The sequence below is a fragment of the Haloterrigena salina JCM 13891 genome, assembly GCF_000337495.1.
Classification (GTDB): domain Archaea; phylum Halobacteriota; class Halobacteria; order Halobacteriales; family Natrialbaceae; genus Haloterrigena; species Haloterrigena salina.
Genome location: NZ_AOIS01000048.1, coordinates 1 through 22802, shown reverse-complemented (window position 1 = coordinate 22802; position 22802 = coordinate 1). Strand labels below are relative to the sequence as shown.

General features: G+C 65.7%; 24 protein-coding genes and 3 pseudogenes. 11 read left to right on the top strand and 16 right to left on the bottom strand.

Features of this window, described 5'->3' with window-relative positions:
* Nucleotides 1-116: 116 nt before the first annotated feature.
* Complete coding sequence (locus C477_RS14585) at nt 117-815, top strand: 6-hydroxymethylpterin diphosphokinase MptE-like protein (RefSeq protein ID WP_008895274.1); 699 nt, start codon at nt 117-119, stop codon at nt 813-815.
* 107 nt (nt 816-922) lie between these two features.
* Here C477_RS14585 and C477_RS14580 read toward each other — a convergent pair whose 3' ends face one another.
* Nucleotides 923-1078 (bottom strand): hypothetical protein, encoded by a 156-nt coding sequence (locus C477_RS14580; RefSeq protein WP_008895273.1) that lies wholly within the window; start codon nt 1076-1078, stop codon nt 923-925.
* 1027 nt (nt 1079-2105) lie between these two features.
* On the opposite strand from C477_RS14580, the gene C477_RS14570 reads away from it, so the two are divergent.
* Entirely contained in the window at nt 2106-2408 is a 303-nt protein-coding gene (locus C477_RS14570; protein ID WP_049914562.1) for a HalOD1 output domain-containing protein, read from the top strand.
* Nucleotides 2409-2438: 30 nt separating this feature from the next.
* Here C477_RS14570 and C477_RS14565 read toward each other — a convergent pair.
* The 9 genes and pseudogenes from C477_RS14565 to trmB form a co-directional block, all read right to left on the bottom strand.
* Nucleotides 2439-2939 (bottom strand): annotated as a pseudogene (locus tag C477_RS14565) (sugar phosphate isomerase/epimerase family protein); the annotation flags it as partial.
* Between the two features lie 172 nt (nt 2940-3111).
* Nucleotides 3112-3570: pseudogene (locus C477_RS14560) on the bottom strand (sugar phosphate isomerase/epimerase family protein); the annotation flags it as partial.
* A gap of 156 nt (nt 3571-3726) precedes the next feature.
* Nucleotides 3727-4044 (bottom strand): peptidase associated/transthyretin-like domain-containing protein, encoded by a 318-nt coding sequence (locus C477_RS14555; protein ID WP_008895270.1) that lies wholly within the window; start codon nt 4042-4044, stop codon nt 3727-3729.
* A 71-nt stretch (nt 4045-4115) separates the two neighbouring features.
* Nucleotides 4116-5194: pseudogene (locus tag C477_RS14550) on the bottom strand (Gfo/Idh/MocA family protein).
* Between the two features lie 158 nt (nt 5195-5352).
* On the bottom strand, nt 5353-6540 hold the full coding sequence (locus C477_RS14545) for an ABC transporter ATP-binding protein (protein ID WP_008895268.1): 1188 nt from the start codon (nt 6538-6540) through the stop codon (nt 5353-5355).
* Between the two features lie 4 nt (nt 6541-6544).
* Nucleotides 6545-7582: a carbohydrate ABC transporter permease gene (locus C477_RS14540; RefSeq protein ID WP_008895267.1), complete on the bottom strand. Its 1038-nt coding sequence runs from the start codon at nt 7580-7582 to the stop codon at nt 6545-6547.
* Complete coding sequence (locus C477_RS14535) at nt 7582-8625, bottom strand: carbohydrate ABC transporter permease (RefSeq protein ID WP_049914561.1); 1044 nt, start codon at nt 8623-8625, stop codon at nt 7582-7584. Before C477_RS14535 ends, C477_RS14540 begins: the two co-directional genes overlap by 1 nt.
* Entirely contained in the window at nt 8615-10084 is a 1470-nt protein-coding gene (locus tag C477_RS14530; RefSeq protein ID WP_049914560.1) for an extracellular solute-binding protein, read from the bottom strand. The genes C477_RS14535 and C477_RS14530 overlap by 11 nt, the downstream gene beginning before the upstream one ends.
* 256 nt (nt 10085-10340) lie before the next feature.
* The gene (gene trmB, locus C477_RS14525; RefSeq protein ID WP_008895264.1) at nt 10341-11405 is read right to left on the bottom strand and encodes an HTH-type sugar sensing transcriptional regulator TrmB; all 1065 of its coding nucleotides are present in this window, start codon (nt 11403-11405) and stop codon (nt 10341-10343) included.
* Nucleotides 11406-11563: 158 nt separating this feature from the next.
* Here trmB and C477_RS14520 point away from each other — a divergent pair, with 158 nt between their 5' ends.
* Together C477_RS14520 and C477_RS14515 are read left to right on the top strand one after the other, a co-directional pair.
* Complete coding sequence (locus C477_RS14520; RefSeq protein WP_008895263.1) at nt 11564-12601, top strand: mechanosensitive ion channel family protein; 1038 nt, start codon at nt 11564-11566, stop codon at nt 12599-12601.
* 110 nt (nt 12602-12711) lie between these two features.
* Nucleotides 12712-13155 carry a universal stress protein gene (locus C477_RS14515; protein ID WP_008895262.1) on the top strand — a complete coding sequence of 148 codons (444 nt, stop codon included), beginning with the start codon at nt 12712-12714 and terminating at the stop codon, nt 13153-13155.
* A gap of 70 nt (nt 13156-13225) precedes the next feature.
* Here C477_RS14515 and C477_RS14510 read toward each other — a convergent pair whose 3' ends face one another.
* A complete protein-coding gene (locus tag C477_RS14510; RefSeq protein ID WP_008895261.1) occupies nt 13226-13636 on the bottom strand; it encodes a universal stress protein in 411 nt (136 codons plus the stop codon).
* A gap of 154 nt (nt 13637-13790) precedes the next feature.
* Between C477_RS14510 and C477_RS14505 the strand changes: the two genes are divergently transcribed.
* Entirely contained in the window at nt 13791-14030 is a 240-nt protein-coding gene (locus C477_RS14505) for a DUF5816 domain-containing protein (RefSeq protein ID WP_008895260.1), read from the top strand.
* A 280-nt stretch (nt 14031-14310) separates the two neighbouring features.
* Entirely contained in the window at nt 14311-14616 is a 306-nt protein-coding gene (locus tag C477_RS14500; RefSeq protein ID WP_008895259.1) for a DUF7116 family protein, read from the top strand.
* Nucleotides 14617-14653: 37 nt separating this feature from the next.
* Here C477_RS14500 and C477_RS14495 read toward each other — a convergent pair whose 3' ends face one another.
* A complete protein-coding gene (locus C477_RS14495) occupies nt 14654-15859 on the bottom strand; it encodes a pyridoxal-phosphate-dependent aminotransferase family protein (RefSeq protein ID WP_008895258.1) in 1206 nt (401 codons plus the stop codon).
* Nucleotides 15860-16051: 192 nt separating this feature from the next.
* On the opposite strand from C477_RS14495, the gene C477_RS14490 reads away from it, so the two are divergent.
* The 4 genes from C477_RS14490 to C477_RS14475 all read left to right on the top strand — a co-directional run bounded on the left by C477_RS14490 (nt 16052) and on the right by C477_RS14475 (nt 18686).
* The gene (locus C477_RS14490; protein ID WP_008895257.1) at nt 16052-17050 is read left to right on the top strand and encodes a metal-dependent hydrolase; all 999 of its coding nucleotides are present in this window, start codon (nt 16052-16054) and stop codon (nt 17048-17050) included.
* A gap of 81 nt (nt 17051-17131) precedes the next feature.
* On the top strand, nt 17132-17749 hold the full coding sequence (locus C477_RS14485) for a hypothetical protein (protein WP_008895256.1): 618 nt from the start codon (nt 17132-17134) through the stop codon (nt 17747-17749).
* Nucleotides 17742-18401, top strand: a complete 660-nt coding sequence (locus tag C477_RS14480) for a hypothetical protein (RefSeq protein ID WP_008895255.1) — start codon at nt 17742-17744, stop codon at nt 18399-18401. Before C477_RS14485 ends, C477_RS14480 begins: the two co-directional genes overlap by 8 nt.
* 84 nt (nt 18402-18485) lie before the next feature.
* Complete coding sequence (locus C477_RS14475; protein ID WP_008895254.1) at nt 18486-18686, top strand: dodecin; 201 nt, start codon at nt 18486-18488, stop codon at nt 18684-18686.
* A 189-nt stretch (nt 18687-18875) separates the two neighbouring features.
* Here the strand turns inward: C477_RS14475 and C477_RS14470 are convergent, their stop codons facing one another.
* The 4 genes from C477_RS14470 to C477_RS14455 all read right to left on the bottom strand — a co-directional run bounded on the left by C477_RS14470 (nt 18876) and on the right by C477_RS14455 (nt 21291).
* Complete coding sequence (locus tag C477_RS14470; protein ID WP_008895253.1) at nt 18876-19250, bottom strand: HesB/IscA family protein; 375 nt, start codon at nt 19248-19250, stop codon at nt 18876-18878.
* 139 nt (nt 19251-19389) lie between these two features.
* Nucleotides 19390-19644, bottom strand: coding sequence for a hypothetical protein (locus C477_RS14465; RefSeq protein ID WP_049914559.1), 255 nt, complete (start codon nt 19642-19644; stop codon nt 19390-19392).
* A gap of 81 nt (nt 19645-19725) precedes the next feature.
* The gene (hisD, locus tag C477_RS14460) at nt 19726-21021 is read right to left on the bottom strand and encodes a histidinol dehydrogenase (protein ID WP_049914558.1); all 1296 of its coding nucleotides are present in this window, start codon (nt 21019-21021) and stop codon (nt 19726-19728) included.
* A 48-nt stretch (nt 21022-21069) separates the two neighbouring features.
* Nucleotides 21070-21291 (bottom strand): hypothetical protein, encoded by a 222-nt coding sequence (locus C477_RS14455; protein WP_008895250.1) that lies wholly within the window; start codon nt 21289-21291, stop codon nt 21070-21072.
* A 276-nt stretch (nt 21292-21567) separates the two neighbouring features.
* On the opposite strand from C477_RS14455, the gene C477_RS14450 reads away from it, so the two are divergent.
* A complete protein-coding gene (locus C477_RS14450; RefSeq protein WP_008895249.1) occupies nt 21568-22191 on the top strand; it encodes a metal-dependent hydrolase in 624 nt (207 codons plus the stop codon).
* Nucleotides 22192-22802: the final 611 nt, after the last annotated feature.

Here is a 22802-nt window from a genome sequence, read left to right as displayed (position 1 = left end):
AACACGGAATTATTGTGGCCTTACGTCGACCAGTGACGACTCGACCGGGCCGACGGTCCTCGTCTCGGCCAGCGACGAGTCCGAACACCGATAGGACTCCGGCCGCCAGTACGACCATGGAGTTCGACGAGTGGGAGCCCGTCTACGAGGCGATCTGTCGCGACTTCGGTTACGATCGAACCGGCGACGAACGAGCCCGCGACGTCCTGGCCTCGCTGACCGACGACTTCGATCTCGACCAGCTCTCGAGCCTTCGGGACGCCACGGTGGCGGTCGCCGGCGCCGGCCCGTCCCTCGAGTCGGAATCGGCCCTCGAGCGGGCGCGGGCGGCCGACGCCGTCGTCGCGGCCTCGACGGCGGTCGACACGCTGGCAGCGAACGGGATCGACGCCGACTGCATGGTGACGGATCTGGACAAGAACCCCGAGACCGTCCGCCGGTTGACCGACGTGGGGACGCCGGTCGCGGTCCACGCCCACGGCGACAACGTTTCCCTCGTTCGCGACGTCGTCCCCGACTGCGCGAGCGAGTTCGTCCTCCCGACGACGCAGGCCGCGCCGCGCGGGCCGGTCCGAAACTTCGGGGGGTTCACCGACGGCGATCGAGCCGCCTTCCTCGCTGATCACCTCGGCGCCGCGGAACTCGCCTTCGTCGGGTGGGACCTCGAGGACCCCGCCGTCGACCCGCCCAAAGCGAGCAAACTCGAATGGGCCGAGCGACTGCTCTACTGGCTCGAGTCGCGACGCGGCGAGCGCTTCTCGGTGCTGGACGGCCGGCGGGACGCGATCGAGACGAGCGCCCTGCCCGTCGAGTGACGGCCCGTTCGAACGACGGCGGATATCGAACTGGCTGGACAGCGCTTACTGGCAGTCGTTCGGTCGCCAACGGCCGACGGGCGAGTGCGTACAGCCGGGCGCATCCGTCACTCGATGCGGTACCGCGCGACGCCGTCGCAGCCACAGGTCGGGCAGGACACGCCGTCTGGCTCGCGGCTCGTCCCGCAGCGCCGACACTCCTCGACGATCGTCCCACTGTCGTCGCGGCCGAAGACAGTCTCGAGGACGATTCGTAGTCCCACCGATGCCGACTCCCGGTTCGGCCTCCCCTGACCTCGCATACGTAGCGCCCCCATCGTATTCGGTTTCGTTATGGTCTCGTTATTGTGAATAATATAAAATATGATAGGAATGCGGTCCCAATACCCACGGTCGGCCGCGGCGTAATGCGGCGCTTACCGCGGTCGAACGCCTCCGAACGACGTCGATCCATCTCGAGTCGCACCGTTCGACCGACGGAGCGCTCGGAAGGAGACGAAATTCTCGACTGTGTACCGTCGCCGGACGCCGACGAACCTATCGGAACGATGGTAATAACGGTTAAGACGAATAAGTCGCCATCGTAGTACGTGGATCCCCGACTCATCGTCACGGTCCCAGTACTGACGTACTACGTCATCATGGGGTTGTTCGCCCTCGCCCAGTCGACGGTGGGCGCGACGTTTACGCAGGGCCAGCCCGCTTTTCTGCTGGTCGTCGGCGTCATCGGCCCCCTGGTTGCGCTCGGATTGGTCTGGCTGCGAAACTACATCTACGGAGCGCCGTTGCTCGTGGGCGCGTTGNTCGTCGGCGTCATCGGCCCCCTGGTTGCGCTCGGATTGGTCTGGCTGCGAAACTACATCTACGGAGCGCCGTTGCTCGTGGGCGCGTTGTTGCCGACCGCGTGGTTCGTCTGCTACTTCTTCTTCGTCCACGACAACCCGGCGAACGTGTTCGCGGTCGGCGGCGAGGGCTCGACGGCCTATCTGGTGGCGACGTTCGGGATCGTCGCCACGTCGCTGATCTCCGCTGGCGTCAGCTGCTGGCTCTGGTATCAGGTGAGCCCGCAGTTCCGGACCGCGGTCGATCGGTTCATTCGTCCGGAGGCCGCCGAGTAGTCGCCCGGCGTCGCTCCGGCGACGTCCGTTCGGACCGCCGATCTCGTCAGACGATATCCGACGACGGATTTCAGAACGGCGAAATACCGTCGCCTAACGGATTGTACGGGCGCTTTGTCACGAGGGTTTGAGAGCCGCTACGCTTATCGGGCCGTTCGGTGTAGCGACGGCTATGTCCGCTTCGTCCGACCCGTCGTCCGATGCGGTGGCACCCAGCCAGGCCGTCATCGAGGCGATCGCCGCCCACGAGGGCATCGACGTCACCGACGTCGAACCGCCGGCATACGAGCCGCTGTACGCCGTGGTCAACCCCGAGGCGCTAGACCGACTGTTCCAGCCCGCAGCCGGTTCGACGACCGCACGGGTCGTCCTCGAGTACGAGGGGTACGAGATCACGGTCTGCAGCGACGGTCGCGTCGACGTCAACGACCGATCGGTCGCCGACGGCTCCATCGAGTTCTCGCTTGAGGACTAGGCGCGCACTCGAGGCGCGAGAACCGCCCTCCTATTCGGCCCAGTAGGCTTCGCCCGGTTCCGTCTCGAAGACCGCTCGCTCGAGCAGGTCGACCGCCTTCTCGAGGCCCTCCCGAGAACTGGTCAGCGAATCCTCGTGTTCGATGCTCAGCGCGCCGTCGTAGCCGACCATCCGTAGCGTCGAGACGATGTCCTTCCAGTGGCCCTCGCCGTGGCCGTAGCCGACCGAGCGGAAGAGCCACGAGCGGTTCGGCTCGTCGTCGTAGGCGGTCGTATCGAGGACGCCCTTCTCGCGGGCCTGGGCGTCGTAGATCTTGGTGTCCTTGGCGTGGACGTGGTGGATCGCGTCGCGCTCGCCGAGGTAGCGGATCGCGTCGGTGATCGTGATCCCCTGCCAGTAGAGGTGGGACGGATCGAAGTTCGCCCCGATGCGCTCGCCCGTCTCCTCGCGCAATCGGGCCATCCCGTGGGGTTCGTAGACCAGCATGTTCGGGTGCATCTCGATCGCGACGTCGACGCCGTGCTCGTCGGCGTCATCGGCCCCCTGGTTGCGCTCGGATTGGTCTGGCTGCGAAACTACATCTACGGAGCGCCGTTGCTCGTGGGCGCGTTGNCAATCGGGCCATCCCGTGGGGTTCGTAGACCAGCATGTTCGGGTGCATCTCGATCGCGACGTCGACGCCGTGCTCGTCGGCGTACCCGTTGAGGTCGCTCCAGTAGGCCACCGCTTGCTCCCACTGGTACTCGAGCGCCTCATCGTGTTCCGGCGGCCAGGGGGCCGTGATCCAGTTGGGGACCTCGTCGTTCGGCCCCCCGGCGGGGAGGCCGGAGAAACAGGTGACTGCGTCGACGTCGAGCTGATCGGCCAGTTCGATCGCCTCGCGCAGTTCCGTGTCCGCCCGCTCGGCCCGCTCGTCGTCCGGGTGCAGCGGGTTGTTGTGCGTCGCGAGCGCGCTGATCCGCATGTCGTGCTCGTCGAGGAGGTTTCGAACCTCCTGTTGTCCGACGTCGTTGTCGAGGTATTCGGCCCGCGGGAGGTGGTCCTGTCCCGGATGGCCGCCGACGCCCGGTTCGATCGCGCTCACGCCGAGTTCGTCGAGGTACGAGAGGGCCCCCTCGAGCGATTCGTCCGCCAGCGGCGGGGTGTGTACGCCGATGTCCATATCGACCATCAACCACGGCGGGAGAAATAAAACGCGGGCCGGCAACGCGGGGTCTGGATTCCCGCGATCTCCGGCAGGTGGTTCGATCCTTCTCCGGCGGAGCGAGACTCGCGACTCGGTTCCGCTCGCCGTTCAGCGGCGCTACTGGATGGCGCGCTATCTCGTCGGCGGACCGACCCGCCGCTGCCGCCGGTCCGTCGTCGATCGCGGGATCGCTCGGACGAGCGTCGACGTCGACCGGTAGCGGACCCGTTCGGTCGGCGACTTGGTCGCGACGAGTTTCCAGAAGCCGGGCGAGCGAAACGCGATCTCACACCGGCCGCGGCTGTCGGTTCGCTTTCGCTTCGAGCCGGCCTCGATGAGTGCCCCCTCGATCGGGTTGTTCCCCTTGTCGCGGACCCGGACGGTAATCGACCGTCCGACGGGCACCTCGTGGCGACTGATCTCGAGCACGAGGGATCGTTCGATCTGCATGCGAGTAACTACCACTACTGCGGAGAAAACGGCGTATCTGCAATCGCAGGCACCGGCGGCGGAGTCCCGGCTCACTCCTCGATCGTGATCGTGTGGCCGTCGTCGCTGGACCGGTAGATCGCGTCGATGATCCGCTGGACGGTGAGCCCGTGCTCGACGCTCCTGTCGTCGGGGTCGTCACGGAGAATCCGATCGTAGAACTCCTCCTGTTCCGCCGAGTGCGTGTCGTTCTGGCGCGTCTCGACGGACGTGTTCTCGAGGTGGTCGGGTCCGGCGGCGCTCGCCNGGCGCTCGCCGAGTGGATGGTCAGATCGCCCTCGAGCAGGTCGAACCGCGCGGCCGCCTCGGTGCCTCGAACGACGAACTCGTGGTTCGCCGGCCGGTTGGTCGCCCACGCGACTTCCAGCGAGATGGTCCGGTCGCCCTCACACCGGATGAACGCGCTGGCGGAGTCGTCGACGTCGAAGCCGGCCGGGCCGGCGTCCTCGCCCCACATGTCGAGGTAGGCGTACTCCTCTTCGGACCCGAACTCGCCGCGGGCGACGCCGTTTACTTCTGAGACGGGTGGATACCCCAGCAGGTAGAGCGCTAGATCGATAGCGTGGACGCCGAGATCGATGAGCGACCCGCCGCCGGCGATCTGTCGGCGGGTGAACCACGAGCCCCGCCCCGGGATGCCTCGGCGGCGAACGTAGTTGGCTTCGACGTGGGTTACCTCGCCCAGATCGCCGCGTTCGATCCGGTTGCGGACGATCTGGACCGTGTTCGAAAACCGGTTGTTGAATCCGACCATCGCGTGGCCGTCCGAGTCCGCGGCGGCGTCGGCGATCCGTTGGGCGCTCTCGAGGGAGTGTGCGAGGGGTTTCTCGAGCAGGACGTGCAGATCGCGCTCGAAGGCGTCGACGGCGTACTCCTCGTGGTACTTGTTCGGCGTCGTGATGACGACGGCGTCGACGGTGTCGTACAGTTCGTGGTGGTCCTCGTAGACGTCGACGTCGTAGCGGCGGGCGAACCGCGATCGCGCCTCGGCGGCGACGTCCATCCCACCCACGAGCGACACGCCCAGTTCGATGAGGCGTTCCGCGTGGTACTGCCCGATGTTCCCCAAGCCGACGATTCCCGTTCTGATGTCGCTTCGATCTGTTGTCATCGGAGTGTCGATAGCTGCAGTCTGTTCTCGTACTGATACACCCGGTACCGCGATATCGAACCTTCGTACTCGAACGTCTTCTGTCCGTTGCCAAACGGCAGCGGCTGATAAGCCGATCAGCGGGTTGGTGGCCGCCCGCCGCCGGCGGTCGAGACGTGTCAGCTATCGGCTTCCGTCGGCGTCGTTCCGGGTTCTCGCTCCGAGCGGTCGGTCAGGCCATGGAGCAAGGCGTCGCCGGTCGCCGTGTCGAAGAGGTGAATTTTCGATCGATCGAGCACGACGTCGACGTCCTCGTTCGCCTCGATCTCCGTATCGGGGGTGACGCTCATCAGCAACTGGTTCGGCGACGTGGCGGGGTCCTGATCCATCGACCCCTCCGCCGCTTCGGAGAGCAGGAGGTAGACGAAGACCTCGTCGCCCATCGGCTCCAAGACGTCGGTTCGGGCGTCGATCGGATCCGTCGGCGCGGCCAGCGAGTCCGCGTACTGGGTCAGGTGGACGTCCTCCGGCCTGACCCCGAGTGTGACGTCGTCGCCGATCGAGACGCCAGAGAGCCGGCCCGGATCGAGACCGATGGTGAAGTTGTTCGTCTCGAGGCCGCCCTCGACGAGGGTCCCCTCGACGAAGTTCATCGACGGCGAACCGATGAAGCCCGCGACGAAGAGGTTCGTGGGTTCGTTGTAACAGACCAGCGGCGGGGCGATCTGCTGGAGTTTCCCGTCGTTCAGGACGGCGATCCGGTTGGACATCGTCATCGCTTCGGCCTGGTCGTGGGTGACGTAGATGACCGTCGCGTCCAGCTCCCGGTGGAGCCGCTGGAGTTCCGTCCGCATGTGCACTCGGAGCTTCGCGTCTAAGTTCGCCAGCGGCTCGTCCATCAGGAACACGTCCGGGTTGCGAACGATCGCGCGGGCGATGCCGACCCGCTGTTGCTGGCCGCCGGACATCTCCGCCGGCATCCGGTCTAACATCCCCTCCAGTTGGACGATATCGGCTGCCTCTTCGACGCGGCGCCGGACCTCCTCGTCGTCGTACTTCCGGAGGCGCAACCCGAACGAGATGTTCTCGTAGACGTCCATGTGCGGGAACAGCGCGATGTTCTGGAAGACCATCGCGACCCCGCGATCCTTGGGGGCGAGGCCGGTGACGTCGTCGTCCCCGATGTAGACCCGCCCCTCCGTGGGCTCCGTCAGCCCCGCGACCGTCTCCATCGTCGTCGACTTCCCACAGCCCGAGGGGCCGACGAAGGTGACGAACTCGCCGTCCTCGACCTCGAGGCTGATGTCGTCGACTGCCGTTTCGTCTCCGTACCGTTTCGTGATGTTCTCGAGTCGTACTCGTGCCATTGTGTTACTCTTTGAGTGCGCCTGCGGTCAGTCCGCTCACGATCTTTTCTTGTGCCACCACCACGAGTATCGCGACGGGAATCACTCCGATGATACTCGCGGCGGCCATCAGATGGTAAAGCACCTCGTACTGGCCCTGATAGGCGAGGATCCCGTCGAGGATCGGCGCCCAGTTCTGGGGCTGCCCGTCGGTCATCAGGAACGAGAAGAAGAACTCGTTGTAGACGGCGATGAACGTCAGCACACCGGCGGTCGCGACGCCGGGGGCCGACAGCGGGATGATGACCCGGAACAGCGCGCCGAGTCGGGTCGTCCCCTCCACGCGGGCCGCGTCCTCGAGCCCGTCCGGAATCTGCGAGTAGAACGTCGTCAGAATGAAGATCGCCAGCGGCATGAAGATCGCCGACAGCGGCGTCACCAGCGCGAAGGGCGTGTTGTAGAGGGTCCCGTCGCCGGTGATCGGCCTGAGGAAGAAGAACGAGGTGTTAAACAGGTCGTTCAGCGGGATGAAGAACGCCGCTGGCGGGAAGAAGGAAATGATCAGCACCAGCAGCATGAGCGGCGTCCGGCCGGGGAACTCGAGGCGACCGAAGGCGTACCCCGCGAGGCTGGCGATGACGAGGACGACGGCCGTCGAGGCCAGCGCGATCACGAAGCTGTTGAACATGTAGACGTGGAACGGGATGACCTCGAAGACCTCGACGAAGGCGCCGGGGTTGAACCCGTTCGGCGTGAAGACGATATCCTGAAGCTGTCCTTCGGGCGTCAGCGCGACCATGAGCAGCCAGTAGAACGGGAACAGCGTCGTAAAGAGAAAGAAGATCGCTGCGACGTAGAACAGCGCCCGGTAGACCCGTTCGGGGTTCTGGATCGAGTCGGCAGCCCACTGCTGGAGCGGGCCGCGGTCGAGTTCCGCGTCGCGCCCCTCCTTAAGGACGTTCGTGCCCCCGTCAGGTCGGTGGAGCGTCGGGTCTCTCGGTCGGTCACCGTCGTCGGTACCTCTCGTATCGTTCGGATCGGTGGGTGCGTTCGGATCGGACATCAGTACATCCCTCCTTCGGTGTCGCGGAAGAGCACGACGTAGCCGCCGATGATCAGGCCGATGACCAGCGCCGTCGAGAAGGCGACGGCGGCGGCCGTCGCGTAGATTCGCGTGCCGCCGAACATCGCCTCGACGACGAGGCAGGTCAGCGACGGCACGGTCGTACAGCCGGCCGTCGACTCGATCAGCCCGAAGACGCGCATCGCGTCCATGGTTCGGAACAGCATCGCGACCAGCAGCGCCGGCATCACCAGTGGCAGCGTGATCAGTTTGAACCGCTGCCACGGCGAGGCCCCGGCCACGCGAGCGACGTCGTAGAGGCTCCGGTCGACGCTCTGGAGCCCCGCGAGGATCAGCAGGGCCATGAACGCCGACGACTTCCAGATGTCGGCCACGAGGATGATGATGAAGGCGTCCCGGCTGTTGGCCAGCGGCGTCGAACTGAAGAGCCCGATGCTCTGCATGAGGTCGGAGCCGAACCCGACCGTCGGCTGGAACATCAGGAAGAAGATCATTCCCTGGATGACGATCGGAACCGCCCACGGGAGGATGATCGCGACGCGGACCCAGCGGCGGCCTCGGAAGTCCTGATCGAGCACGTAGGCCTGTCCGAACCCGATCAGCGTCTCCATGATGACGCTGATGATCGCGAACGCGAGCGTGACGAACAGCGCCTGCTGGAAGAACGGCGTACCGAGTTCGATAAAGGGGAACGACGACGTCAGCCCCACGTCGAGGAACTGCCGGGCCAGCCGCGCGTTCCCGGTGAGGATGTCGACGTAGTTCTCGATGCCGACGAATCCGCCGAGCGGGTCCATGCCCCGCGTCTGATCGGCCTGGAGTGACATCACGAACGTCCGAATCATCGGATAGAACGCGACGAGCGTCAACAACGCGAACGCCGGCAGCAACAACAGATACGCGTAGGCCGCCTCGCTCAGGCCCTCCATCCAATTGATGACCGCATTACCGGTCCGTTCTCGGTCCTTGGTCCGTCCGGTCTCACCGCCGGTCAATCCATCCGTATCGGTATCAGTTGCCATTCGTTTGCACCTCCGATTCGCTCTGTTCGAGTTCTTGCGCGAGGTCGTTCATCGCCGCCTGGGGCGCATTCGCGCCGCGGTAGGCCGAATTGACCGACTGATAGATTAGCGCCGACTGCTCCGGCCAGAGATCGGTCGCGGGCCGCGGAATCGCGTTGTCGCTGGCCGCCTGCACGACCTCGCCGTAGCGGGCGACCGGGCCGACGTCGTCCGGGTTGGCCTCCGCGACCAGATCGAGATTCGGCGGGAGGTATCCGCCGAGTTCGAAGACCGTGAGCATGACCTCCTCGTTGGCGAACGCCTCGAGGACCTGCAGCGCTTCCTCCTTGCGCTCCGAGAACGGGCTCACGACCAGATTCCAGCCGCCGAGCGCCGCGGCGGTGCCGCCGGTACCTTCGAACTCGGCCTCGCCCTCGGGGACCCCGACCGGACTCGTCGTGACCCCGAGGTCCTCGCCGAAGACCTCCTCCGCGCCGGTCTGGGCGATCGCGAACGACCAATTCCGGTTCGAGACGGCGTTGCCGGCATCGAACGGGCTGAGCGATTCCTGTTCGGTCCACTGGACGATCGGCGACGGACAGATCTGGGAGTACCCGTCGAGGGTGTTCTGATTCTCTCCCTCGATGAACGAGCGCATCATCCGAATCGCGTCGACGACCGGCTGTTCGTCGACGGTGATCGGCCGGTCGCCGGCGGTGAAGAGGTTGTCCACGCCGCCGAAGTACGCCCCGCCCCAGCTCGTCATCACCTCGTTGAACGTACAGCAGGACAGCCCCTCATAGGCGGCCGCCTGCGTCGTGTACCCGTAGTTGAGTCCGGCCTGGTCCCTCGCGTCACTGACCGCGTTCGCGAACTCTTCCCACCGCGGCGGATTCGTTCCCCAGCCACTGGTGTCGTAGCCGGCGTCCTCGATCAGGTCCTGTCTGTAGAGGGTAAACCCGAGGTCAGGGAACAGCGGCAGCCCGTGAAGGTCTCCGGACTCGGGATGGCGAGCCGTCTCGAGGATCGCGTCGAGGTAGTTCTCGTTGACGTACGAGAGCGTCTCCTCGGGAAGCTCTTCGGTCAGGTTGACCGTCTGATTGCGCAGGACGAACGGGACCGTCCATCCGCTGTCCATCATGTGGATGTCCGGCGGGGCGCGACCAGCCTCGAGCGCTGATTGCGCCGTCTGCATCCGCGATGCGGAGTCGCTGACGACGGTCTGAATCTCGATACGGATGTCCTCGTCGAGACCGGCGTCCCAGAGCGCCTGCTGGACAGAGGGTTGGTCTCCGTCGGTGTGTATGATCCCCTCGACACCCGAATCTGCGGTCATCACCACTGTGTTCGATCCGGGACCCCTCCCGAGACAGCCGGCAACGGCGATCGTTCCGGCCGCTGACGAGGCCGATGCGGCCTTCAGGAACGATCGCCGTCCGAGGCGACCCCGGTCGTCACGACCGGCGGTATCACGTCCCATGACCTGTGGGCCGTCCACGTTCTGGGACTTAGCTGTTGGCAATAAATGGTGTAATAAGGCGTGAACGTACGGAACCCGGTGCTATTACGACGCCTTTGCAGTATTACGGGGGAGGGTGGAGAAGAGCGGGATTCCCGAGTCGCTCGTCATGTCGCGGTTTCAATCGATCATTGCCGACAGTCGGTCGGCACCTGCCGGCCGACGACCGATGTGGGCCGGCTCCGTGCTAAGTCAGGAGAGATCGACCGTCGACCGCTCAGTCCTCGAGCGTCGGCGGCTCGTTGCGGCCGATGTGGATCTCGTGGGCTTCGACGTCCTCTAAGGCGGCGACGCGGCCGCCGACGGTGATCTTCTCGCCCTCCTCGGTCTCCATGGTGAGGCTGGCGACTTCCTCGCTGACCTCGAAGGAGACGTCGAGGATGCGCCCGCGGACGACGCGCGGTCCGCCGACGTCGACGTCTCGACCCTCGATCGTCGCGTAGAACTCGCCGCCCGCCTCCATGATGTCCTTCACGCAGCGGCGGATCGTGGCGTACTTGCGCGGATACGTCCGCGTGCTGCCGTCCTCGCCCAGCGTCCGTTCGGCGGTCGTCCAGAGGACGGTCCCGAAGAAGCCGGAGACGAGAAAGCCAAGCGCCGAGCGGTTGAAGATGACGCCGTAGCGGTCCTGATCGTCGCGCAGGGCGTCCTGGGTCGCGTAGATCGAGTAGTTGCCGTCGGCGACGGCGATCACCGGCGTCGTGATCCCGCGTCGCGCGCGGGCGGTCGTCGCGATCTCGCGGTAGTCGAACTCGGACGGATCGGGCGCCTCGCCGGCCGGCGTCACGATCAGGTCGACGCTGACGCCGGCGTCGACGGCGGCTTTCAGCTCGTCCTCGAAGCGAGTCAGCAGGTCCGGCGTCAGCGACAGGGAGAGCTCGTAGTCGGCGGCGTCGATGACCTCCTCGAGGTAGCGCAGGATCGTCGAGCGCGATTTGACCAGCGAGACGGCCTCCGTGTCGCGGGCGGGCGCGGTGTATCGGGCCTCGAGTTCGTTGATCATCTCCGAGAGGGACTGCTGGACGTTCTCGAAGGCCTCCTCGGGATCGATCGCGACGACTTTCATCGGGCGGGACTCGCGGAGTTCGACGAGTCCGCGGTCGCTGAGACTGCGGACGGTGTCGTAGACCCGCGGCTGCGGGATGTCGGTCCGATCCGCGATTTCGCTCGCGGTGAGCTGTCCTTGCTCGAGAACGGTGAGATAGGCGTCGATCTCGTACTCGCCGAGATTGAATCGCTCGCCGACCCCTTCGACGGTCGTGCGGAGCTCGTCTGGTGCCATACGAGCCCCTACGATCCCGACGGATATATGATTTATTATAACCCGAGTAGCACCTGTTTTCGAAATCGGGTAGTTCCGGTCAGTGAGAGTGGTTCCCAGTTAGCACGACGGACGTGACAGTCAGAACTCTTAACCACAGCGGTCCAGAGTGTGCTGCTATGCGCGGGGTGTTACAGGGAAACGAGAGCGAGGCCAGTGAAGCGGCCAAGGGCGTTCGGAGCGTGTTGCCGTTCGACGTTTCGCAGACCACGGTTAACATCACCCTCTCGATTCTCGTCGTCGTCGTCGGCTGGTACCTCTCGAAGTACGTCGTTCGGATCGCCGGACGGACGGTCGCTCGCCGGATCGAACGCCCCAGCGTCACCCGGACCGTCCTTCGCGGCGTCAGACTCTCCGTGTTGTTGTTGTCCCTGTTCGTCGCCGCGGGCATCCTCGGCGTCGGCGACACGCAGATCCTCCTCTCGGTGACCGTCATCTCGGCGGTCATCGCCGTCGTCCTCGCGCCCCTGGTCGGTAGCCTGATCAACGGCTTCTTCGTGCTCGCTGACCGGCCCTACGAAATCGGCGACATGATCGAGGTCCCCGATCAGGGCCACCGCGGGTTCGTCGAGGATATCACCATTCGGTACACCAAGATCTTCACCCTCCAGAATACGTTCATCGTGATCCCGAACTCCGCGATTCAGGAACGGGACGTGATCAACTACTCCGCCGAAGACGAGCGCACGCGGATTTCGCTCTCGTTCGAGGTCACCTACGGGAGCGACGTCGAGGCCGCGCGCCGACAGGCCGAACGGGCCGCCAGAGCCGTCGGCACGGTCATCTCCGGCGGTCCGGACATCCGGATCGGCAGCGCGCGGTACGGCGCGGCGCCCCTCTGTAACATCGCCGAGTTCGCCGACCACGGTGTCGCCCTCGAGCTCTTCTTCTGGGTGAAAAACCCCTACAAGCTGAACGTCGCCCGTTCGGAGGTGCAAACGGAGTTGCGCGACCGGTTCGCCGACATCGACGTCGAGTTCGCCTACCCGCGGCGCCATCACGTCTTCGACGAGACGAGCGGCGTCGCCCGCATGTCCATCGAGGAGCGGGGCGCCGAGCGACCGGCGCCCGAGTCGCCGGTCGAACGGGACCCGCGGTCCGAGGGCGAGGGCGAAGAGGGCGACGGGACCGACATCGGCGAACCGGCCGATCAGTGACGCCGGACCGACCGGTCGCGTCGTCGCCGCTCCGTCGGACACGCTACCGCCGCGGGAGAACTGTGACCGTCTTTTATCCGGGTTCCCGTCCAAGTCTGCGGTAGCCGACGATGTACGACGACATCCTCATTCCGACCGACGGGAGCGAGACGATCGCCGAGACGCTGGCCCACGGCCTGCCGATCGCCGAGCACAACGACGCGACGGTCCACTCGCTGTACGTGGTCGACAGCCGCGTCACCGCCGCGGCGACCGACGAGACGGGTCCCGAGCTCGAGGCCTCCCTCGAGGACGAGGGTCGCGAGGCCGTCGCGGACGTCGCCGACCGGGCCGACCGACGGGGGCTCGAGGCCGTCACCGACGTCCGGAAGGGGACGCCCTCGAAGGCGATCCTCGAGTACGCCGACGAGCACGGCATCGACCTCATCGTTATCGGGACGCGAGGGAAGAGTCCCCGGGAGAAGATCGCCTCGCTGGGCAGCGTCTCGGAGCGGGTCGTCGATAACGCCGAGATTCCGGTGTTCGTCGTTCGCGATGCGGGCGGCGCCGACTAAGGCGCGTTCGGACGACGGCAGTAACGCGTGCGCCGACGGAGAAGAATCGCGGCGCGATCGAGTCGCCGTCTTACGCGCGGGCGCCTTCGACCGTAATAACCTCGCACTCGAGGTGACTCCGCAGGTACTGGTCGATATCCGGGTTGTCGGTAAAGCGCCGGAAGAGCCGGCGCAGTCGGCTCGCCTGCTGGCTGCCGATGACGACCGCGTCGGCTTCCTCCGCCGCCACCTCGTCGAGGATGCTCTCCTCGACGAGAAAGCCCGTCCGCACGACGTAGCGGGCGTTCTCGAGGTGTCCGAACGTCCGCTCGACGGCGGTTTTCAGGTCGACCCGCGTCACTTTCCGCCCGTTCTGATAGAGATCGACGTGGAGGACCGTCAGCGCCGCCTCCCGCTCGCGAGCGATCTCGATAGCTCGCTCGAGCGTGCGTTTGGAGCGTTTCGACAGGGGATACCGAACGGGGACGACGACCAGCGACATTACCCAAGCGAACGACTCCCGTCCGGGTAAACCTTTCAGTTAGGACAATCACGACTGTGAATGTGTATCATGACCGGCTCGTAACCGCTCTCGGAGTTCCGAGCGGGGAAGACGGAAGGACAGTCATTTATCTCGAGCGACGATAGCAGGTGGTATGCAATCACGGTCCACTGCGGACGGGACGACCGTCTACGTGACGGAGACCGAGGGCGACCGCGGCTCGAAGGGACCGTTCCTCGTCGCCTACGAGTCTTCCGACGCCGACCGGCGGTACGGCTGGTTCTGTACCAACTGCGAGAGTTTCGACAACGCGATGGATTCGATGGGCCGCATCAAGTGCAACCAGTGTGGCAACTTCCGGAAGCCGACCGAGTGGGACGCCGCACACGAGTAACCGCCGTCTCGCGCCCGCAGCCGTGCGGGAGCACCACTTGAACGCGAACGGCGCGGACGACGGCGAGCGACGGGTACCGAACCTGGTGCCCCGCGAACCGTCGATTCGTCACGTTTCTGGAGAGACGGTCGATTTCCCGCCACTAATCGAGTCGATAGGTCCCTACCCGTCTCTAAACAGGCCACGGAGTGTCGTTCGTCGGAGAATCCCGTGGCCCTTGTTACGGACTAACATTTATGGTGGGGGCCGTCGTAGGGAGTACTGAATGGGTCCTGTTAACATGCGACTCGTCGAGCAGGCCAGGTCGATCTTCGCAGAGCTCGGTTACACCGTCGAAGGAACCGGCCCGACGTTCCGCGCCGAACGCGAGTGGAAAGTCGTCCACGTAAACACCGTCCTCGAGACGGGAGAGTTGCCGTCCGAATCGGGGCAGTTCCACTGTTTCGTCGCCGAACCCGAGGACGCGGACGACCTCGAGAACAAGCTCCGGAGCCAGAATCCGGACTACGAGTGGGCCATCATCGTCGTCGACGGGGAAGACTATCAGGTCGAACGAGCCCCGCCAGGACCGCGCGTCTCCGCGTAACGAAATCAGACGAGAATCCGAACCGCTTTTTTCGCCGCTACAGCGCGTCTCGAGTCGCCGACACGCCGGCGCCGGGATCGACGTCCGCACCCATCGACTCGAGAACGTCACCCAGCGCCGTCACGACGTAGATGACGTTCTCCGGACGCGCGGAGTGTCCCATACAGCCGATCCGGAAGATCTCGCCGTCCAGATCGCCCAGCCCGCCGGCGATCTCGAGATCGTACTGCTCGAGCAAGGCGTCACAGACCGCGCCGTCATCGATGCCGTCGGGGACGCGGACGGCGTTTAAGCTGGGCAGCCAGTACTCGTCGGGGGCGTTCATCTCCAGGCCCATCCCCTCGACGCCGGCTTTCAGCGCGCCGGCCAGTCGCTCGTGGCGCGCCCAGCGCTCTTCGATTCCCTCCTCGGCGACCAGCCGGAGCGCCTCCCGGAGCGCGTAGACGTTCGTGACCGGCGCCGTGTGGTGGTAGGATCGCTCGTCACCCCAGTAGCCCTCGAGCAGGGAGAGATCGAGGTACCACGAGCGGGGCTCTTCGTCGCGCGCGAGAACCTTGTCCATGGTCTCGTCCGAGAGCGTGAGGGGGCTGGCGCCGGGCGGACAGGAGAGACACTTTTGTGGTCCCGAGTAGGCGACGTCGATACCCCACTCGTCGACCCGTAGCTCCACGCCACCGAGGGAGGTGACGGTGTCGGCGATGACGAGCGCGTCGTGATCGTGGGCCGCCGCCGTCAGTTCGGGAACGTCGGGCTGAACGACGCCCGTGCTCGTCTCCGCGTGGACGAACCCGAAGACGTCGGGATCGTGCTCGGCCAGCGCGTCCGTGACGTCGTCGGTATCGAGGGGCTCTCCCCACGGCGCGTCGACCTCGACGACCTCGCCGCCGGCTCGGCGGGCCATCGAGGCCATTCGGCCGCCGAAGTAGCCGTTCGTGGGCACCAGCATGGTGTCCCCCGGCTCGACGACGTTGCCGATCGCGGCCTCCATGGCCGCCGACCCGGTCCCCGAGATCGGGATCGTCCACTGGTTGTCGGTTCGGAACGTGTAGCGCAACAGTTCCTGAACCTCGTCCATGATCTCGACGAACGACGGATCGAGGTGGCCCACCAGCGGCGTGCTCATCGCCCGGAGCACACGCGGGTTTACGTCGCTCGGTCCGGGACCCATCAGCGTGCGATCCGGAGGGGTGAGTTCGCCGACCGACGGCGCGCGAGCCGACTCGTTCAACGGAGTCTGAGCCATATGAACGTGTGCTCGAGTGCCACTTGCAAAGGCCTACCGGCATCGGAAGTACTGGACGCCGGACGGAAGGTCCGTCCGGTCCCGGCTGTATCCCCGATCGAACGAGCGCCGAGCGACCCGAATCCTGCGAGTCGCTAGCATTCCCCGCGGCTGCGAGCCGTTTAAGCCTCCCCAACACATAATCGAGGCATTGTGTTCGTCGGTCACGCCCTCCTCGCGTTCGCCGTCGCGGCGCTGGTCGCCGACTGGCGAGGCTGGGAGCGCCGCCCGGCGCTGATCGTCGGGGCCGTCGCCGGCGCGTTCGCCGCGATTCCCGACATCGACGTCGCCTACGCCCTCGTCGGGCTCCTCCGGTGGCAGGTCGCCGACGGCGTCCTCGGCGCGTCGACGGCCTTCTGGGACGCGAGCCGGGCCGTCCACCGCTCGGCTACCCACTCGCTGGTCGTCGGCGCCGTCGCCGCGCCGGCGTTCGGACTGCTCGCCGTTCGCGGCCGTTCCGATCGCGCTCGAATCGCGCGTACGGGTGCGCTCGCGACCCTCGCGGCGCTCGTTGCGATCGCGTTTCTCGCCGACGGGGCCCTGACTGCGGTCGTCGTGGTCCTGTTCGCGGCGAGCGGCGTTCTCGTCGCCCGCGGCGTCGCTCGACGGACGACGCTCTCGCCGTCGACGGTCGCCGTCGCCGCGCTCTGGGGTCTCTGGTCGCACCCGTGGGGAGACCTCGTCACCGGCTCGCCGCCCGACTGGTTCTTTCCCTTCGATTCTCCCGTGCTCGAGTCGCGGGTGGTCCTCCACCCGGACCCGACGCTGCACCTGCTCGGCGCGTTCGCGATCGAACTCGCGGCGATCTGGCTCGCCGTCGCGGTCGTCTGCCAGCTCACCGACCGATCGATCCTCGCGTCCGTCGACCGCCGCGCCGGCGTCGGTACGGCCTACGGCCTCGCCGCGCTCGCGGTCACGCCGCCGACCCTCGACGTCTCTTATCACTTCGTCTTCTCGATTCTCGGCGTCGGCCTGCTCTGTGGCGCCGTTCGAGGGACGCGCTCGATGCCCGTCCGCCGCTCGCGACGCCGACGACTGCCGCTGCCTCGGGCGGAGTCGACCCTCGAGGTCGCGCTCACGGCTCTGGCCGCCGTGACCGTCGCGCTCGCGGCGTACGCCGCAGTGTACCTCTTCGTCGCTCCGGTCGGGTAGCGACGGACGTCCCCCGCGCCGTCCGCTCCTTTCGATGCAAGACGAAATACGCTTTTGTGAGAACGGTCAGTACCAGTCACTGTGTCTCAAACTTCACTCGAGGAACTGCTCGCTGACGGCCGCACCAACGCGGCGATCGCGTGGGCGTTGGTCGTCGCGATCGCGGTCGTCGGCATCAGCGAACTGGTGACCGGCGGGTTCCTGTGGGCGACGTTCGCTGCGGTGCTCGTCGCGCTTGCGGTACTCCCTTCGATCGCCTACCGATCAGCGGTCGTGATGGTTCCCTGGGAGGTGTTGCTCATGGCGGCGCTGCCGGTGCTCGGAATGGCCGTCGGCGCGGAGCGGTTAACGGGGCACTTCGCATCCTACCTCTCGGTCGCGGCTATCGCGCTCGTTCTCGCCGTCGAACTGCAGTCGTTTACGACCGTCCGGATGACCTCCGGCTTCGCCGTCGTCTTCGTCGTCGTGACGACGATGGCCGCGGCGGGGCTGTGGGCGCTGCTCCGGTGGAGCGCCGCCCAGACGCTCGGCATCCCGTTTACGGCCGACCACGACGCGGTCATGTGGGAGTTCGTCTACTCCGCCGTCGCCGGACTCGGCGCCGGCGTCGTCTTCGAACTGTACTTCAGGCGGTACGCCCGTCCGGAACGGCGCGTTCCGGCGACGGTCCAGCCGGCCGCGGAGGTCGACGATGCGTAGTCTCGTTCGCGGGCTGCGATCGCAGCGCCGGCAGCGACAGCTCACCTACCTCATGGAGATCGGGCTGATCGGCATGCTGTTCGTCGGTATCGAGCGCGGTAACGGCGGCATCGTGATCAACACCGGCGTGGCACTGATCGTCACCCAACTTCCCCCGCTGCTCGAGCGCGACTACGAGATTCCGATGGATCCACGACTTACGCTGTGGATCACCGCCGCCGTCTTCCTCCACGCCTTCGGGACCGTCGGGCTGCCGGGCGCTACCGTCACCCTCTACAGCCAGATCTGGTGGTGGGACCACATGACCCACGCGCTGTCGGCCTCGCTGGTCGCCGGCGCGGGCTACGCCACTGTCCGCGCGCTCCACGAACACGCCGACGGCATCCACTTCCCGCAGCGATTCGTCGCCGTGTTCATCCTGCTGTTCGTCCTCGCGTTCGGCGTTCTCTGGGAGATCCTCGAGTTCGCCATCGCGCTCGCGGCCCAGGCGCTGGGGACCAGGGCCGTGCTCACCCAGTACGGCCTCGAGGACACGATGCTCGACTTCGTCTTCAACTCGATCGGCGCGATCGTCGTCGCGCTGTGGGGCGGCGCCTACCTCTCGGACGTCTCCGGGGCGATCCGGAAGCGACTCGAGGCCCGGGCCGATTGACGCCGGGCCGACACTCTAGTACCGATTCACGAGGCGAAACTGACGACCAGCTTTACGTCCGCGTACGGTGTAGCGATCCGGGCCATGGTCTTCAAGAAGATCACCCTGATCGGCACGAGTACGGAGAGCTTCGACGACGCCGCCGACGACGCGATCGACCGCGCGGAAGACACCCTCCAGAACCTCTACTGGATCGAAGTCGACGAGCTCGGCGTCGAACTCGCCAGCGTCGAGGAGCGACAGTACCAGGCGGAAGTGACCGTCGCCTTCGAACTCGAGGAATAGTCGACTCGCCGGGGCCTACGCGGAATCGCACCCGGTCGGCCACCGGAACGTCGGCCGGCGCGATCCGGTCGACCGACGACCGGCCGCTGACGGACGGCCGCTGTCAACCGACGTTCTTCGACGGCGGTCCCGCTGCTGGTCGAAATTGCGAGACCAAAGCGAACGGACGGCGAGAAGCGTCGGTCGGCGTTACGTTCGGAACGATTCGCCGCAGCCGCACTCGCTGACGACGTTGGGGTTGTCCACGTGGAACCCCTCGGCCTGCAGCCCGTCTTCGTAATCGAGAACGCTGCCCTCGATGTACTTCAGGCTGGCCGGATCGACGAACACCCGCAGGTCGTGGTGTTCGTAGATCGTGTCGTCCTCGTCGGGCGCGTCGTCGAAGCGCATCCCGTAGGACAGTCCCGCACAGCCGCCCTGTTGGACGAACAGGCGCAGCCCGGCTTCGCCGTCGTCGAGCCCTTCTCCCTCGAGCAGCGACAGTGCCTGCTCGGCCGCGTCTTCGGTTACTTCGATCTCGGGACGCGTCTCCGCTTCCCCGCCATCCATGCTGTCCGTGCTCATGTGTATTCCGTACCGGCGCTACGATGTTAACTGTGACGCCACCGGCACCGCTCCTCGACCTGTGATCGTCCGGAGATACGTTCGATAGCAAGCCCGCCTCGAACGCCGTTCGCCGGGGTCGGTGACGGACGCCGCGGGGCTATTCGCCGTAGCTGTTCACGTGTTGTTGCACCGTGCGATAGTACGTCCCGAACTGCCGTTCGTCGTTGCGCGACAGTTCGATGTCGTGTTCCGCCAGTAGCTCGAGCATTCGCTTGGGCTCGCAGTCGTACCACATCGACAGGAGCCGGACGTTCTTCTGGGCGTAGTCGTAGTTTCGCTCGAGTACGCGTCCGTCGGTCGGATCAACCACCGACTCACGATCGGGCTCACGGTCGCATTCACGCCGTGACATCTTAATTCGTACTTGCGGATCCAGCACCGTAAAAACTCGGTTGGTCGTATCCGGAACTCGGTCGGCCGCCGTAACTACTGCTTACAGGTCGTCCTCACGGTCCTCGATCCGGCGCCGAACGCTTTCGGCGTGGGCCTCGAGCCCTTCGGCGTCGGCCAGTGTCGTAATCGTGTCCCCGATGTCGGTCAGTCCCTCGGCAGACAGACGCTGAACCGTCGTCGACCGGAGGAACGTCTCGATCGAGAGCCCCCCGGTCACGCGCGCGCCGCCGTTCGTCGGCAGCACGTGGTTCGTTCCACTGGCGTAATCGCCCGCAGCCACCGGCGTGTTCGGCCCGAGGAAGACGCTGCCCGCGCTGTCGATCCGCTCGAGGATCGACTCCTCGTCGCCGGCGATGATCGAGAGGTGTTCGGGGGCGTACTCCTCGGTGAACAGGATCGCCTCGCTCATCGACCGGGCGAGCAGGACGCCGCTCGCATCGTTCTCGAGCGCACCGCGTATCACGTCCTCGCGCTCGCGCACCGCGGTCTGCTCGTTGACGGCCGCGGCGACGGCGTCGGCGGTGTCCGCGTCGTCCGTGACGGCGACCACGGACGCGTTCGGGTCGTGCTCGGCCTGTGCGACCAGTTCCGCCGCAACGAGGTCGGGATCGGCGGTTTCGTCGGCGACGACGACCACTTCGCTGGGCCCCGCGAGGAAGTCGATCTCGACGTCGCCCCGAACGGCCGCTTTCGCGGCCGTCACCCACTTGTTGCCCGGCCCGACGATCTTCTGGACCCGCGTGATCGTCTCGGTGCCGTAGGCCAGTCCGGCGATCGCCTGCGCGCCGCCGACGCTGTAGACCGCGTCCGCGCCCGCGACGTGGATCGCCGCCAGCGTCACGGGATTCAGCTCGTCGGCCGGCGGCGTGACGACCGCGACGTGATCGACGCCCGCGACGACCGCCGGAACGACGCCCATGATCGCACTCGAGGGATAGGCCGCCGAACCGCCGGGCACGTAGACGCCGACCCGCTCGATCGGTCGAAACCGTCGGCCGAGCTCCCGTCCAGGGCCGAACTCGCGGCGCCAGTCCTCGGGGAGTTGGGCCTCGTGGAACTCCCTGACGTTGTCCGCGGCCGTCTCGATCGCCTCTCGGACGTCGTCCTCGAGATCCTCGTACGCGCGCCCGCACGCGTCAGTGATATCGATGTTCCCCAGCTCGACGCCGTCGAACTCGCTCGTGAACTCGCGAACGGCGACGTCGCCCTCCTCGTGTACGCGGTCGACGATCTCTCGAACGTCGTCGCTGATCGCGTCGATACCGGCGTCGCGGTCGAAGAACGCGGTCCGATCGGCCGGTCCGAGGTCGGCGAGTTCCCGTACGTCCACAGTCATACCATCCGATTCGTGGGGTGGCGGAAAAACGGTTTCCTTAGTCCCGCCTCAGGCCTCGTCGTTCTCGACCGTCCAGACGCCGACCGCGTCCAGCGTCGCCCGGACGAACAGGTAGACGACGATGAGAAAGCCGACGACCGCGAACGGCGCCTGAAGCATCTCCGCGACGTCGTGGCCGAGGGCCAGCTGACCGAACCCGCGGACGAAGAAACTCAGCACGACCAGCCCGATCCCGACGACCGCGAGCTTGACGAATCCCGATCGATCCATACGCGAGCATGCGACGCCGATCGGTAAATCGTATCGATTAGCCGGAGTCCGACCCGACTGCTCCGCGTTTCACCTCTCACCCGTGATGCTTTCAGCCGTTCCGTACAGTTCGAATCGTTGCACTGAGCGCGGTAAATCGATCGTTTCGAACGGCAGTTCGGTACCGTGGCCGCCCCGATCAGCGATACGTGTCTTCCGGCCGGCGCCGCGCGGACCGTCACCCGCGCGGTCAACAGGCGCTGCATAACTATCCACTCCCCACCGCACCGCCCTCGTATGTGGCCGTGGGAACACGCGATCGTCGCCTACCTCGCCTACTCGACGTTTTGTCACGCGATCTATCGGGACCCACCCTCCGGACTCGAGGCGATCGCCGTCGTCTTCGCGTCGGTCTTCCCGGATCTCGTCGATAAACTGCTGGCCTGGGAGTTCGGCGTCTTCGACGCCGGCTACGCGCTCGGTCACTCGGTTTTCGCCGCCGTTCCGATCTCGATCGGTATCGGCCTCGCGGCTCGCTCGATAGGTCGCTCTCGAGCCGGGATCGCGTTCGCGCTCGGCTACCTCCTGCACCTGCCCGCGGACGTCTTCGACTCCTACGTCCGCGAGGGGATCTTTCAGCCGGAACTGATGCTCTGGCCCGTCGTCGTCGTTCAAGACCACGGTGTGAACCAGGGATTCGTCGAGCAGTTCCTGCTGTTTTTCGCTCGGTACCGAGACGAACTGCTCGCGGGGGACCTCACGACGTACCGCTGGCTCCAGATCGGACTCGCCGTCTTTACCGCCCTCCTGTGGCTCTACGACGGCGCACCCGTGCTTCGGAACCTCCTCCGTGGCTCTCGCCGCCTCCTCCTTGGCGTAGTCGGGAATCGCCGATTCGACGAGTCCACTGGCCGCCGCTAGCGATTCCGGACTTCGATTCGTTCCTGACAGTTTCGTCTTCCTAACAGTCCCCCGGTGCTGATCAACGTACGGCAGACGCCTTTCGAGACGACGGCCTTATATATATCCCCGGCTTCCGTCACTAATGCGAACGACGTGGCCAACGCCGCCACGTCCCCTCCGGCCGCATTCCGGCGCGGAGGTAGGCACAATATCCCCTCTCTCGTTGCGAACCGTCGATTCGATCGACCGGTTCGATCGAGGGCACGCGGATCACCTCGCGATCGACGCCAACCGGCGTCGTGAGACGACGGCCTTATATGGGCTGGCGTCGTACATTGTAGTACGCGAAACCCGATGCCGGATGTGGTTTCCGGCTGTCAGGTTGATCCGATGCCCTTAAGTGTACGAGGGCGTTGGGATATGAACGTAAATGCGTGATCGACGGGACGTTCAACTCGTCTCGTCATCTCGGACCACTCGAGTCCGAAGGGGTTAAGTACCCTTCGTGGCTTACGAGTAGGTCCGAAGGAGATGAGGATTCCACCCCTGCGGTCCGCCGTACAGATGGGATCTGATGTTAGCCTTGGTAGTTCGGTGACGCCCGATCGGTCGACGATCACTGTGGTCAC

Coding starts and splice junctions, on each gene's coding strand:
- C477_RS14585 (WP_008895274.1), top strand. CDS start 117: ATGGAGTTCGACGAGTGGGAGCCCGTCTACGAGGCGATCTGTCGCGAC.
- C477_RS14570 (WP_049914562.1), top strand. CDS start 2,106: ATGTCCGCTTCGTCCGACCCGTCGTCCGATGCGGTGGCACCCAGCCAG.
- C477_RS14555 (WP_008895270.1), bottom strand. CDS start 4,044: ATGCAGATCGAACGATCCCTCGTGCTCGAGATCAGTCGCCACGAGGTG.
- C477_RS14545 (WP_008895268.1), bottom strand. CDS start 6,540: ATGGCACGAGTACGACTCGAGAACATCACGAAACGGTACGGAGACGAA.
- C477_RS14540 (WP_008895267.1), bottom strand. CDS start 7,582: ATGTCCGATCCGAACGCACCCACCGATCCGAACGATACGAGAGGTACC.
- C477_RS14535 (WP_049914561.1), bottom strand. CDS start 8,625: ATGGCAACTGATACCGATACGGATGGATTGACCGGCGGTGAGACCGGA.
- C477_RS14530 (WP_049914560.1), bottom strand. CDS start 10,084: ATGGGACGTGATACCGCCGGTCGTGACGACCGGGGTCGCCTCGGACGG.
- trmB (WP_008895264.1), bottom strand. CDS start 11,405: ATGGCACCAGACGAGCTCCGCACGACCGTCGAAGGGGTCGGCGAGCGA.
- C477_RS14520 (WP_008895263.1), top strand. CDS start 11,564: ATGCGCGGGGTGTTACAGGGAAACGAGAGCGAGGCCAGTGAAGCGGCC.
- C477_RS14515 (WP_008895262.1), top strand. CDS start 12,712: ATGTACGACGACATCCTCATTCCGACCGACGGGAGCGAGACGATCGCC.
- C477_RS14510 (WP_008895261.1), bottom strand. CDS start 13,636: ATGTCGCTGGTCGTCGTCCCCGTTCGGTATCCCCTGTCGAAACGCTCC.
- C477_RS14505 (WP_008895260.1), top strand. CDS start 13,791: ATGCAATCACGGTCCACTGCGGACGGGACGACCGTCTACGTGACGGAG.
- C477_RS14500 (WP_008895259.1), top strand. CDS start 14,311: ATGCGACTCGTCGAGCAGGCCAGGTCGATCTTCGCAGAGCTCGGTTAC.
- C477_RS14495 (WP_008895258.1), bottom strand. CDS start 15,859: ATGGCTCAGACTCCGTTGAACGAGTCGGCTCGCGCGCCGTCGGTCGGC.
- C477_RS14480 (WP_008895255.1), top strand. CDS start 17,742: ATGCGTAGTCTCGTTCGCGGGCTGCGATCGCAGCGCCGGCAGCGACAG.
- C477_RS14475 (WP_008895254.1), top strand. CDS start 18,486: ATGGTCTTCAAGAAGATCACCCTGATCGGCACGAGTACGGAGAGCTTC.
- C477_RS14470 (WP_008895253.1), bottom strand. CDS start 19,250: ATGAGCACGGACAGCATGGATGGCGGGGAAGCGGAGACGCGTCCCGAG.
- C477_RS14465 (WP_049914559.1), bottom strand. CDS start 19,644: ATGTCACGGCGTGAATGCGACCGTGAGCCCGATCGTGAGTCGGTGGTT.
- hisD (WP_049914558.1), bottom strand. CDS start 21,021: ATGACTGTGGACGTACGGGAACTCGCCGACCTCGGACCGGCCGATCGG.
- C477_RS14455 (WP_008895250.1), bottom strand. CDS start 21,291: ATGGATCGATCGGGATTCGTCAAGCTCGCGGTCGTCGGGATCGGGCTG.
- C477_RS14450 (WP_008895249.1), top strand. CDS start 21,568: ATGTGGCCGTGGGAACACGCGATCGTCGCCTACCTCGCCTACTCGACG.